10 protein-coding genes are annotated in these 13699 nt (G+C 39.1%); all 10 read left to right on the plus strand.

Annotated elements, in window-relative coordinates; genetic code table 11:
- Window positions 1-5 precede the first annotated feature (5 nt).
- The 10 genes from GEZ89_RS02410 (at window position 6) to pcp (ending at window position 13498) form a co-directional block, all read left to right on the plus strand.
- Window positions 6-848 carry an amino acid ABC transporter substrate-binding protein gene (locus tag GEZ89_RS02410; protein WP_153224836.1) on the plus strand — a complete coding sequence of 281 codons (843 nt, stop codon included), beginning with the start codon at window positions 6-8 and terminating at the stop codon, window positions 846-848.
- A gap of 147 nt (window positions 849-995) precedes the next feature.
- Complete coding sequence (gene parE / locus GEZ89_RS02415; RefSeq protein ID WP_322741469.1) at window positions 996-2945, plus strand: DNA topoisomerase IV subunit B; 1950 nt, start codon at window positions 996-998, stop codon at window positions 2943-2945.
- Window positions 2946-2957: 12 nt separating this feature from the next.
- A complete protein-coding gene (locus tag GEZ89_RS02420) occupies window positions 2958-4220 on the plus strand; it encodes a hypothetical protein (protein ID WP_075231941.1) in 1263 nt (420 codons plus the stop codon).
- Between the two features lie 325 nt (window positions 4221-4545).
- Window positions 4546-5364 (plus strand): aminoglycoside 6-adenylyltransferase, encoded by an 819-nt coding sequence (locus GEZ89_RS02425; RefSeq protein WP_075231940.1) that lies wholly within the window; start codon window positions 4546-4548, stop codon window positions 5362-5364.
- Between the two features lie 218 nt (window positions 5365-5582).
- Window positions 5583-8060, plus strand: coding sequence for a DNA topoisomerase IV subunit A (gene parC, locus GEZ89_RS02430; RefSeq protein ID WP_153224837.1), 2478 nt, complete (start codon window positions 5583-5585; stop codon window positions 8058-8060).
- Window positions 8061-8184: 124 nt separating this feature from the next.
- Window positions 8185-9207 (plus strand): branched-chain amino acid aminotransferase, encoded by a 1023-nt coding sequence (locus GEZ89_RS02435; RefSeq protein ID WP_000219010.1) that lies wholly within the window; start codon window positions 8185-8187, stop codon window positions 9205-9207.
- A gap of 21 nt (window positions 9208-9228) precedes the next feature.
- Window positions 9229-11196, plus strand: a complete 1968-nt coding sequence (locus GEZ89_RS02440) for a peptide ABC transporter substrate-binding protein (protein ID WP_049503894.1) — start codon at window positions 9229-9231, stop codon at window positions 11194-11196.
- Between the two features lie 34 nt (window positions 11197-11230).
- Complete coding sequence (locus GEZ89_RS02445) at window positions 11231-11920, plus strand: DUF969 domain-containing protein (RefSeq protein WP_153224838.1); 690 nt, start codon at window positions 11231-11233, stop codon at window positions 11918-11920.
- A complete protein-coding gene (locus GEZ89_RS02450) occupies window positions 11917-12840 on the plus strand; it encodes a DUF979 domain-containing protein (protein ID WP_153224839.1) in 924 nt (307 codons plus the stop codon). The genes GEZ89_RS02445 and GEZ89_RS02450 overlap by 4 nt, the downstream gene beginning before the upstream one ends.
- A 13-nt stretch (window positions 12841-12853) precedes the next feature.
- Entirely contained in the window at window positions 12854-13498 is a 645-nt protein-coding gene (gene pcp, locus GEZ89_RS02455; protein WP_153224840.1) for a pyroglutamyl-peptidase I, read from the plus strand.
- The last annotated feature ends 201 nt before the right edge of the window (window positions 13499-13699 follow it).

Genomic DNA, 13699 nt, shown 5'->3' on the forward strand with positions numbered 1-13699 from the left:
TGTCTATGAATCGAAAGAAAATCACACTTGTTTTGGTATTCTTACTTGCTTTTTTCCTAGTAGGATGCACACAAAAAGCTAGTGATCCCAAAGTTGATAATTGGGACAAGTACCAAAAACAAGGCGCGATAACCATTGGATTTGACAATACCTTTGTTCCCATGGGGTTTGAAGAAAAAAATGGTCAGTATGCTGGATTTGATATTGATTTAGCCCAAGCTGTTTCTGAGAAACTTGGTTTCAAGGTACAGTTTCAACCCATTGATTGGGATATGAAGGAAACCGAACTTCAAAACGGGACCATTGATGCAATCTGGAATGGATATTCGGCGACTGATGAACGCCGTGAGAAAGTAGCTTTTACCATTCCTTATATGGAGAATCAGCAGGTTCTCGTTTCTAAAAAATCGCAAAATATCCAATCAGTGTCTGATATGACAGGCAAGGTTTTGGGAGCCCAAGCAGGTTCCTCTGGTTATATAGATTTTGAAGCTCAACCGGAACTCTTAAAAAATATTGTAAAAGATAAGAAGGCAAACCAATATCAAAGTTTTACAGAAGCCTTGATTGACCTGCAAAATGATCGGATTGATGCTCTTTTAATTGACCGTGTTTATGCCAACTATTATCTTAAAACGGAAGGAATCTTGGACCAATATGAGATTTTTCCAGCCGGTTTTGAGAGTGAGTCATTTGCGGTCGGAGTAAGACCAGCGGATAAGACCTTATTAGCCAATTTGAATGAGGCTTTTGTGGAACTCTATCAAGAAGGAAAATTCCAAGAAATTAGCCAAAAATGGTTTGGTGAAGATATTGCAACAAGTCAAGTTAAAGGAAAAGAAAACTGAGACTCTCGTCTTGGTTTCTTTTTTTAGGGCGGGAATGAGTGATTTTTTTACTAAATAGGACTTGTGAATAGGCTTTTAACTTGAAAATTTTGCAAAATCCTTAGAAAACCTGTAAAATAGAAAAGATGAACAAATAGGAGGTTCCTTGTGTCAAAAAAGGAAATCAATATTAACAATTATAATGATGACGCCATTCAGGTGCTAGAAGGGTTGGATGCAGTCCGTAAACGTCCAGGGATGTATATCGGATCGACTGACGGTGCTGGGCTACATCACCTTGTTTGGGAAATTGTCGATAATGCAGTCGATGAAGCCTTATCTGGATTTGGTGATCGCATTGATGTAACGATTAATAAAGATGGAAGTTTAACGGTTCAAGACCACGGACGTGGGATGCCGACTGGGATGCACGCTATGGGGATTCCAACGGTTGAGGTCATCTTTACCATTCTCCACGCTGGAGGAAAATTCGGTCAAGGTGGTTACAAGACTTCTGGCGGTCTCCACGGGGTTGGTTCTTCTGTTGTGAATGCCCTCTCTAGCTGGCTCGAAGTAGAAATCACTCGTGATGGTGCAGTCTACAAGCAACGCTTTGAAAATGGTGGGAAGCCAGTAACCACTCTTGAAAAGGTTGGAACGGCACCTAAGTCTAAAACAGGTACCAAAGTGACCTTTATGCCGGATGCTAGTATCTTTTCTACGACAGACTTCAAGTACAATACCATTTCAGAGCGTCTCAATGAGTCAGCCTTTCTCTTGAAAAATGTAACCTTGTCATTAACGGACAAACGAACAGATGAAGCAATTGAATTCCATTATGAGAATGGGGTACAAGACTTTGTTTCTTACCTCAATGAAGACAAGGAAACCTTGACGCCAGTCCTTTACTTTGAAGGCGAAGATAATGGTTTCCAAGTAGAAGTAGCCCTCCAATATAATGATGGATTTTCAGATAACATCTTGTCCTTTGTTAATAACGTTCGTACTAAAGACGGTGGAACGCATGAGACAGGACTTAAGTCTGCTATTACCAAGGTTATGAATGACTATGCACGTAAGACAGGTCTTCTCAAAGAAAAAGATAAAAATCTTGAAGGGTCAGATTATCGTGAAGGATTGGCAGCTGTACTTTCTATCCTAGTTCCTGAAGAACATTTGCAGTTTGAAGGACAGACTAAGGATAAACTAGGAAGTCCACTTGCTCGTCCAGTTGTGGATGGGATTGTGGCAGATAAGTTGACCTTCTTCCTTATGGAAAACGGTGAGTTAGCTTCAAATCTGATTCGTAAGGCAATCAAGGCGCGTGATGCTCGTGAAGCAGCACGTAAGGCGCGTGATGAGAGTCGTAATGGTAAGAAAAATAAGAAAGATAAGGGATTGCTTTCTGGGAAATTAACCCCAGCCCAGTCTAAAAATCCAGCTAAGAATGAACTCTACCTAGTCGAGGGTGACTCTGCCGGTGGTTCTGCTAAGCAAGGCCGTGACCGTAAGTTCCAAGCTATCTTGCCTCTTCGTGGTAAGGTTATCAATACAGCCAAGGCTAAGATGGCAGATATCCTCAAAAATGAAGAAATCAATACCATGATTTATACCATCGGTGCAGGTGTTGGAGCAGACTTTTCTCTTGAAGATGCTAACTATGATAAGATCATTATCATGACCGATGCGGACACCGATGGTGCCCACATTCAAACCCTCCTCTTAACCTTCTTTTATCGCTATATGCGTCCACTAGTCGAGGCAGGACATGTCTATATCGCCCTTCCGCCTCTTTACAAGATGTCCAAAGGTAAAGGCAAGAAGGAAGAAGTGGCTTATGCTTGGACAGACGGAGAACTGGAAGAACTCCGTAAGCAGTTTGGTAAAGGCGCTACACTTCAACGCTATAAAGGTCTTGGTGAGATGAATGCGGACCAACTCTGGGAAACAACCATGAACCCAGAAACTCGTACCCTCATCCGTGTTACGATTGAAGACCTAGCACGCGCAGAACGTCGCGTCAATGTCCTCATGGGTGACAAGGTCGAACCACGCCGTAAGTGGATTGAGGATAATGTCAAGTTTACGCTGGAAGAGAGTGGGGAGATGGTGTTTTAGGGAGAAAAATATATGGATAAACAAAAATTGATATCTTTTTTCTTTGATTTTACTGGAATGGATTTGGACAAGCTTTTAGAGGGGCTGGGAATAGATGAAAAACTTGAACGCCGAAAAATTCAAAATGTAGTAAATGATTTTGAAAAATATATATTCGAGAGACATGGCGAAAATCCGAGTTATGATGGTATATCCAAAGTCTGGAAGGAAAATCAAGTTTTTGAAGAGCTTATAAAAATTCGGTATACATTGAATAGTGAATATAAGGGTTATGAAGAATTTAAAAATCATCTCAAAACAATGATTGGTAGCCAAGACTTTGATATTGTTCTGTTTTTTGAATTGATGGATGAATTGAACAAACTCTTGATTGAAGAAGTTAAAAAAGCGTCTAATTTTACAATAGCTGACATTGCTACTATGAATCATCTGATAGAAGCTAATCAAGTTGTGAATTCTAACTCTCAAAATAAAGAAGTAAGTGGAGGAGGAGAAAATCAAAATTTTGATAATAAACAAGTAGAAGTTAATTCTAAAGATAAACCAATCCCCCATTTAGCTTCCTCAATTTTCTTTGATAATAGATTTTATGAATCTTTTCCAGATTGTGATAATAAGAACTTTAAAGTATATAATGACCAAAAAGTAATAATTGATCGTTTAACAAATTTCTTTGAAGATTTCAATTATTTAGAAGTTTCACCTATCCGGAAGGTCAGAGGATCCTCTTATGAAGATATATCCAGATTACAATTTGAAGACGGAAAAATACTTATGAGAATAGCTAATTCAACGTTATCTTATGAACTAAAAATCAACAGATTGGTGGCTTTTAATTCTCCAGGGTATTGGAATAAGTTTATTATGATTGAGGTTGATGGAGATGTTCCGGCAAAGATAAGAGGGGATGCAGATGATTGCGAATCGAATAGTATTGCTAAAGACTACGCTTATTCTGATGGTGATTATTATTCTATAACAAGTTATAATACTAAAAGATTTACTGAAAACGGTATGCTACAAACAATCGATGGAGAATTAAATGTAAGAACAAGATTTTTGAAGAAGCATAATTTTTTCATAGTGCCACGCTTTCACCCATTAGCTTGTGACCAAGATTGTTATTATAAAGCAGAAGAAAGTCTTGATGAGTTGCTTTCGTGTTGTGATGAAATGGCGGAACTGATTTTCTTAAAAGTTTCTAATTTATTGAAAACAACGAAAAGAACCTATAATGACTCCAGGGAAGATAGATATGTATATTGTTATAGATAATGTCGTATAATGCGTAATCTTCTTCATGTGATTTTATTGTTCCTAATTTTTCTCATGTTTTTAATGACTAACAAGTTATTGTATCGAGAGAAAATACTTCTTTATGATTACTAACTTAGTAAATCAACTAATTGTTAGTGATTATTTAATATTTAGATCGGTTTATAGTACAAGGTGAAAAATTTTAATAGCTAGGTGAAAAAAGTTATAAAGCTCATATCAAAAATAGGTTTAGAATTTGATAATGAAAGAATCTAGTAGATAGCCTACTTTATAGACATGTTTTTTACAACACTCAAAAAATAATAACTAATAAGGTATTAAAATGAGAACAGAAACAGAAATGCTTGACCTGATTTTACAAATAGCTAAAAAGTTACAGGTTGATGCTGTGGCTCTGTCTGGCTCAAGAACAGAGGATCAAGCTCCAAAAGATGAATTTCAAGACTATGATATTGTCTATATTGTAGAGAATCTGGACGAGTTGATTTCAGATTTATCTTGGATAGACCAGTTTGGTACGTGTAACATTGAGCAACATAATATCCTAGGTAACCGTCGTCTCTACCTCATGCTCTTTGAAGATGGTAACCGTATTGATTTGACTCTATGTCCTAAAGTGCATATCAAGGAGTGGGTAGAAAGCGAAGCGGATTTCACGGTGCTAGAGGACACTAAGGGCTTGTTTGCGCCATATTCTTCAAATCCTCAGCGTTACTGGACAAGTCCAGCTACTGAGAAGGATTTTAAAAAAGCCTGCAATGAATTTTGGTGGGTTTCTGCCTATGTAGTCAAGGGCATTTGTCGCAATCAAGTCATTTATGCAACGGATCATCTCTACAATATTTGCCAGCAAGAACTCTTGAAAATCTTAGCTTGGCAGGTAGCAAGTGATAGAGGAGTAGTCGACATCGGTAAGAACTACAAGTACCTCTTTAACTACTTGCCTGCTGAGAAGGAGAAGGAATTCTCTGCTCTTCTTGATTTCTCAAGTTTAGATAAAATCACTCAGTCTTTATTAGCAACCATGGAATTTTTCCACCAAGAAGCTCAATATCTTGCTAACAAGATGGGCTTTGAATACGATAGGGAAGTAGCTGAGAAGATGATTAAGTATGCTGAGGAAAAACTTCTAAATCACTAAGAAAATAAAGAACATAATTCATAACTTTAAACTACAGAAAGGATAGTTTAGTTATATAAAGTAACTGAAATTCTTTTCTATAAAATCTACTCTACATTCTTTGAAAGGAGTTGAACACGCCCTAAATGCTGTGTGAAAAAGATAAATTCTCTTGAGAGCGTCGCTCGCTTTAAGAATTTCCTATTTTCACTTTGCATTTTACGGGCTTTGTATCCTATATGAGTAACATTCAAAACATGTCCCTGGAGGACATCATGGGAGAGCGCTTTGGTCGCTACTCCAAATACATCATTCAAGACCGGGCTTTGCCAGATATTCGTGATGGATTGAAGCCGGTTCAACGTCGTATTCTTTATTCAATGAATAAAGATGGTAATACCTTTGACAAGAGCTACCGTAAGTCGGCTAAGTCTGTCGGGAACATCATGGGTAATTTCCACCCACACGGGGATTCTTCTATCTATGATGCCATGGTCCGTATGTCTCAGGATTGGAAAAACCGTGAGATTCTGGTTGAAATGCACGGGAATAACGGTTCCATGGACGGAGATCCACCTGCGGCTATGCGTTATACTGAGGCACGTTTGTCTGAGATTGCAGGATATCTCCTTCAAGATATCGAGAAAAAGACAGTTCCCTTTGCTTGGAACTTTGACGATACCGAGAAAGAGCCAACTGTCTTACCAGCAGCCTTTCCAAACCTTTTAGTCAATGGTTCAACTGGGATTTCAGCTGGTTATGCCACAGATATTCCGCCGCATAATTTGGCTGAGGTCATTGATGCTACGGTTTATATGATTGACCATCCGACTGCCAAGGTTGATAAGTTGATGGAATTCTTGCCTGGGCCGGATTTCCCTACAGGTGCGATTATCCAAGGCCGTGATGAAATCAAAAAGGCCTATGAAACTGGTAAAGGGCGCGTGGTTGTTCGTTCCAAAACGGAAATTGAGAAGCTTAAAGGTGGTAAGGAACAAATCGTTATCACTGAGATTCCCTATGAGATTAATAAGGCTAACTTAGTCAAGAAAATCGATGAAGTTCGTGTCAATAACAAGGTGGCAGGTATCGCTGAGGTTCGTGATGAGTCTGACCGTGATGGTCTTCGCATCGCTATTGAACTTAAGAAAGATGCGAATACCGAGCTTGTTCTTAACTATCTTTTCAAGTATACTGACCTACAAATCAACTACAATTTCAATATGGTTGCGATTGACAATTTCACCCCTCGTCAGGTTGGGATTGTACCAATCTTGTCTAGCTATATTGCCCACCGTCGTGAAGTGATTTTGGCGCGTTCTCGCTTTGACAAGGAAAAGGCTGAAAAACGTCTCCATATCGTGGAAGGTTTGATTCGTGTCATCTCTATCCTGGATGAAGTTATTGCCCTTATCCGTGCTTCTGAGAACAAGGCTGACGCTAAGGAAAACCTCAAGGTCAGCTATGATTTTACAGAAGAACAGGCTGAGGCCATTGTTACCTTGCAATTGTATCGTTTGACCAATACAGACGTTGTTGTCTTGCAAGAAGAAGAAGCAGAACTCCGTGAAAAGATTGCCATGCTTGCAGCTATCATCGGTGATGAACGAACTATGTACAATCTCATGAAAAAAGAGCTTCGTGAGGTCAAGAAGAAATTTGCGACACCTCGATTGAGTACTTTAGAAGATACAGCTAAAGTCATTGAGATTGATACAGCAAGTCTGATTGCTGAAGAAGATACTTATGTCAGCGTGACTAGGGCAGGTTATATCAAGCGTACTAGCCCTCGTTCCTTTGCAGCTTCAACCTTAGAAGAAATTGGTAAACGGGATGATGACCGATTGCTATTCGTTCAAAATGTGAAAACTACCCAGCATCTTTTAATCTTTACAACGCTTGGGAATGTCATTTATCGACCAGTCCATGAGTTGGCAGATATTCGTTGGAAGGATATCGGAGAGCATTTGAGCCAGTCTATTACAAACTTTGAAACCAATGAAGAAGTGCTCTATGTAGAAGTTGTGGATCAATTTGATGATGCGACAACTTATTTTGCAGCAACACGACTTGGACAAATCAAACGGGTAGAACGCAAAGAATTCTCTCCATGGAGAACCTATCGTTCTAAATCTGTCAAGTACGCTAAGTTGAAAAATGATACTGACCAGATTGTAGCAGTAGCTCCGATTAAATTGGATGATGTTCTGTTGATCAGTCGAAACGGTTATGCCCTCCGCTTTAACATCGAAGAAGTGCCAGTTATTGGTGCCAAAGCTGCAGGTGTCAAAGCCATGAACTTGAAAGCAGATGATGTGATACAAGCAGCCTTTATCTGCAATACTTCATCTTTCTATCTTTTGACGCAACGTGGAAGCTTGAAACGTGTTTCAACAGAGGAAATTCCAGCAACCAGTCGTGCCAATCGTGGCCTTCAAGTCTTGAGAGAATTAAAGAGTAAACCCCATCGCGTATTCTTGGCTGGAGCGGTCTCAGAACAAGGATTTGTTGGAGATCTCTTTAGTACAGAAGTAGAAGATGGAGAACAAACACTTGTGATTCAATCAAATAATGGAACGATTTACGAATCAATCCTACAAGATTTGAATCTATCAGAACGTACAAGCAATGGAAGCTTTATCTCAGATAGCATTTCTGATGAAGAAGTTTTTGATGCTTATCTCAAAGAAATCTTTAAAGAAGACAAAGAAAATTAAAAATCGGTCCTAGTGACTGATTTTTTATAAGTAAAATTTTCAGAAAATTACAAATAATACTTGAATTTTTAGGAGAATAGTGTAGAATAGAACACAGAGCTTGATTAGAATAAAGGAGATTGTCATGACAGTTACGATCGATTGGGAAAATCTCGGTTTTTCCTATATGAAACTACCTTATCGTTATATCGCTAATTTTAAAAATGGACAATGGTCTCAAGGAGAATTAACAGAAGATGCAACCTTGCATATTTCAGAATCATCTCCAAGCCTTCACTATGGACAACAAGCATTTGAAGGATTGAAAGCCTATCGTACAAAGGATGGCAGTATTCAACTCTTCCGTCCAGATGAAAACGCTAAACGTCTGCAACGTACCTGTGATCGTCTCTTGATGCCACAAGTTCCAACAGAAATGTTTGTAGAGGCTTGTAAAGCCGTTGTTCGTGCTAATGAGGAATATGTACCACCTTATGGAACTGGTGGAACCCTTTATCTTCGTCCACTCTTGATTGGTGTTGGAGATATCATTGGGGTAAAACCAGCTGAGGAGTATATTTTTACCATCTTTGCGATGCCAGTTGGAAATTACTTTAAGGGTGGATTGGTTCCAACAAACTTCTTGATTCAAGATGAGTATGACCGTGCTGCACCAAATGGAACAGGGGCTGCCAAGGTCGGTGGGAACTATGCAGCTAGTCTTTTGCCAGGAAAAATGGCTAAATCCCGTCATTTCTCAGATGTTATTTATCTAGACCCATCAACCCATACTAAGATTGAAGAAGTTGGTTCAGCAAACTTCTTTGGAATTACAGCTGATAATGAGTTTGTAACCCCACTGAGTCCATCAATCTTGCCATCGATTACCAAGTACTCATTGCTTTACTTGGCAGAGCATCGTTTGGGCTTGAAGCCTGTTGAGGGAGATGTACCAATTGATAGTCTGGATCGATTTGTAGAAGCAGGTGCCTGCGGTACTGCGGCAGTTATCTCACCAATTGGAGGAATCCAACATGGTGATGACTTCCACGTTTTCTACAGTGAAACAGAGGTTGGTCCAGTGACTCGTAAACTATATGATGAATTGACAGGTATTCAATTTGGTGACATTGAAGCACCAGAAGGTTGGATTGTAAAAGTAGATTAAAAATTATTAAAGGAGATCTTTATGAAAACGAAAAAGTGGATGTTAACAGCAGGAGTGGTCCTGAGTACAGCAGTCCTTCTTGTAGCTTGTGGTAAAGCTGACAAGGAAGCAGATGCGCCTACAACTTTCTCTTATGTCTATGGAGTAGACCCATCATCTTTGGACTACAGTATCGCAACTCGTACTTCAACAACTGATATCATCGGTAACGTTGTTGATGGTTTGTTGGAAAACGATGAATATGGGAATTTGATTCCTTCCCTCGCTGAGGATTGGAGTGTCTCACAAGACGGTTTGACTTATACTTATAAACTTCGTAAAGGGGTTAAATGGTACACGTCAGAAGGTGAAGAATACGCTGAAGTAACTGCGCATGATTTTGTTACAGGGTTGAAACACGTAGCTGATGGCAAATCAGACGGTGTCACTCTTATTCAAAACTCAATTAAGGGCTTGAATGAATATATGACTGGTGAGACGAACGACTTCTCAACAGTTGGAGTTAAGGCAGTGGATGATTATACTGTTGAGTACACTCTAAACGCACCTGAAACTTTCTGGAATTCAAAAGTAACTTCAGCAACTATGTTGCCAGTAAATGAAGAATTCCTCAAAGCTTCTGGTAAAAATTATGGAACGGTCAGTCCAGCTGGTATTCTTTATAACGGTCCATATATTTTGAAGACATTGACTTCAAAATCTTTAATCGAATATGAAAAGAATCCAAATTATTGGGATAAAGAGAAGGTTAAAATCGAGAAAGTTAAATTAACTTACTATGATGGATCAGACCAAGAATCCTTGATCCGTAGCTTCTCTTCGGGTGTTTACACAACAGCTCGCCTCTTCCCAAGTAGCTCAAACTTTGCTTCTACTTTGGAGCAATACGGGGATAAAATTACATATAGTCCACAGGATTCAACTAGTTACTACTTTACCTTTAACGTAAACCGTCAATCTTTCAATAAGACAGCGAAAACAAGTGAAGAACAGAAAACTTCTACAAAAGAAGCGATGTTGAACAAGGACTTCCGTCAAGCCATCAACTTTGCCTTCAACCGTCATTCTTATGCTGCCCAGCTTAACGGTGAAGATGGTGCAGATAAGATTATTCGTAATAGCTTAGTACCAGACAATTTCGTTCAATCTGGTGGTAAAAACTTTGGTGATATTGCTCAAAAAGAATTGGTCAACTATGGAGACCAATGGAAAGGTGTTGAGCTTGTAGACGGAAAAGATACCATCTACAATCCTGACAAAGCCAAAGCTTCATTTGAAAAAGCTAAGAAAGAATTGGAAGCAAAAGGTGTAACCTTCCCAATTCACTTGGATGTCCCAGTTGAACAGACAGATACCATTGCCGTTCAACAAAGCAATTCCTTCAAGCAATCAATCGAGTCAACTCTTGGTTCTGAAAATGTCGTGATCGATGTTCTTCAGATGACTGATAACGAGAAGGAAAGCATTACATCTCAAGCGCGTGTTCCTGCTCAAAAAGACTATGACTTGAACAGTACTGGATGGGCTCCAAGCTATCAAGACCCAGCAAGTTATCTCAATATTATGGATCCTAAGACTGGTTCCGCTATGAAACACCTTGGTATTACTAAAGGAAAAGACAAGGAAGTAGTAGCTCAACTAGGTTTGGACGAATATAAGAAACTCTTGGATGATGCAGTTTCTGAGAAAAATGACTTAGATAAGAGATATGAAAAATATGCTAAAGCTCAAGCTTGGCTTACTGATAGTTCTCTCTTGATGCCAACAGCTTCATCAGGTGGTTCACCAGTTGTCAGCAATGTCGTTCCATTCTCTAAACCATACTCACAAGTAGGTATTAAGGGTGATCCATACATCTTCAAGGGAATGAAATTGCAAAAAGAGATTGTAACTGCTAAAGAATATCAAGCAGCTCTTGAAAAATGGCAAAAAGAAAAATTGGAATCAAACAATAAATACCAAAAAGAATTAGAAAGTCATGTCAAATAAAACAGACTAGTACTTTTGGAATAAAGGGGCCTATATGGAATGGATTAAACTAATAGGGATATTTATCATTGTGATTGGTTTTGTCTATAAATTAGATACCATTGCAACGGTAGTCTTAGCTAGTTTAGTTACAGCTCTAGTTTCTGGAGTTTCTCTTGTTGAGTTCTTGGAAATTTTGGGAAAAGAATTTAGTAATCAACGAGTTCTGACGATTTTTATGGTAACCTTGCCACTAGTAGGTTTATCTGAAACTTTTGGCCTCAAGCAACGTTCGATTGACTTGATTCAAAAGATAAAGGGACTAACAGTTGGAAGTTTTTATACAGTGTATTTCTTTTTTCGGGAACTCGATGGTTTCTTTGCCATTCGTCTAGGAGGACATTCGCAGTTTGTAAGGCCTTTGGTTGAACCCATGGGACAAGCAGCAGCAGAGTCACAATTAGGTAGAAAATTAACGGAGCAGGAGAGCGAAGCGCTAAAAGCGCGTGCAGCAGCAAATGATAATTTCGCAAATTTCTTTGCTCAAAACACTTTCGTTGGTGCAGGTGGTGTCCTCTTGATAGGGGGCACACTGGACCAATTAGGTTACGAAAGTAATTATGCAGGAATTGCTTCAGCTTCGCTTATAGTTGCAGGAATTGCCCTATTTATAGTTGGGATTTACAATTACCTGTTTGATAGAAAACTGCTAGCAAATAAGGTTAGTAAAGGGAAAGAAGAATGACCAATCTAGCAAGACAGTTATTAGAGTTGACCTATATTGTGATTGGTTGTCAATTCCTTCACACGGCCTATTGTAGCTATAAAGACAAAACAAACCCAGTTCGATGTGGAACGGCTGGGTTTTGGGCTTTATTGGGCATCAGTTTTATCGGTGGTTCCTATCTACCTTCTGTCTGTATTGGAGTTATCGTAGTGCTATTAGCCCTGCTAACTCTCTTTAAACAGGTTCGTATCGGCACCTTACCGTCTCTGGATGAAGTCAAGGCAAATATTGAAGCTAAACGACTAAAGAATAAAATTTTTATTCCAGTCATGTTAATGGCTTTGATTGCTTTGGTATTAGCAAAAATGATCCCTGAGTTTAGTAAGATTGCTATCAGTCTTGCTGCATTTTTCGCAACCATCTCTCTTTTATTGATTACTAAGAGTTCTCCTAGAAGTTTGTTAGCAGAAAACAATCGCATGGTGCAACAAGTTTCAACCAGTGGGATTGTGCCTCAACTTTTAGGTGCTTTAGGGGCAATATTTACCGTAGCAGGAGTTGGAGACCTGATTTCTCACTTGATAAGTGGTTTAGTTCCATCGGGCAGTCGTTTTATGGGTGTGGTAGCTTATGTCCTTGGGATGGTTCTATTCTCCATGATAATGGGTAACGCCTTTGCTGCCTTTACTGTTATTACTGCTGGAATTGGTGTTCCCTTTGTATTTGCCTTGGGAGCTGATCCAATCGTGGCAGGTGCTCTTGCTATGACAGCAGGTTGTTGTGGAACTTTATTAAGCCCAATGGCTGCCAATTTCAATACCTTACCTGTAGTACTTTTGGATATGAAAGATCCAAATGGCGTTATCAAAGCGCAAGTAGGAGTAGCTATTATCATGATTATCATACATGTATTTTTGATGTACTTTTTGGCATTTTAGCAAAGGAAATAAAATGAAAATATTAGTTACAGGTTTTGATCCTTTTGGTGGTGAAAAGGTTAATCCAGCCTTGGAAGCTGTTAAATTATTACCGAAAGAAATCCATGGGGCTGAGGTTTATTGGGCAGAAATCCCAACGGTCTTTTATAAATCAGCAGAGATTTTAGAAACAGAAATTGAACGATATCAGCCAGATGTAGTGTTCTGCATCGGCCAGGCAGGTGGAAGAGCGAGTCTAACACCTGAGAGAGTCGCTATCAATCAAGATGATGCTAGAATTCCAGATAACCAAGGAAATCAGCCGATAGACACACCTATTCGACTAGATGGAGAAGCTGCCTATTTTAGCACACTCCCTATTAAAGCAATGGTACAAGCTGTAAAAGAGGAAGGGCTACCAGCTACAGTGTCCAATACAGCAGGAACCTTTGTTTGTAATCATTTGATGTACCAGGCTCTCTATTTAGCAGATAAAAAGTTTCCACATATGAGAGCAGGTTTTATGCATATTCCTTATATGACAGAACAGGTGATCAATAAACCTAATACAGCATCTATGAGTTTACCTGATATCGTCAGAGGTATCGAAGCTGCGATTGGTGCTATCGTAGATTATAAAGATAAGGACATAAAATTAGTGGGTGGGGCAACCCACTAACAATGAATCTTCCCTAGATTAAAAAATAAAATTTTGTCACAAAAACTCTTTATCAAGGTTGTCTTGATAAAGAGTCAGATTGAAGACAAAGTCCTTGGAAGTCAAGTTTCTAAGGGCTTTTCTTTGTGTAAAGTCGTATAATAGAGGTAAGAAGAGTTGTGAGGTAATCCCTATGTTTCACAAAGAAAAACCTGATTATAA

It is taken from the genome of Streptococcus mitis (genome assembly GCF_009496285.1).
Classification (GTDB): domain Bacteria; phylum Bacillota; class Bacilli; order Lactobacillales; family Streptococcaceae; genus Streptococcus; species Streptococcus mitis_BP.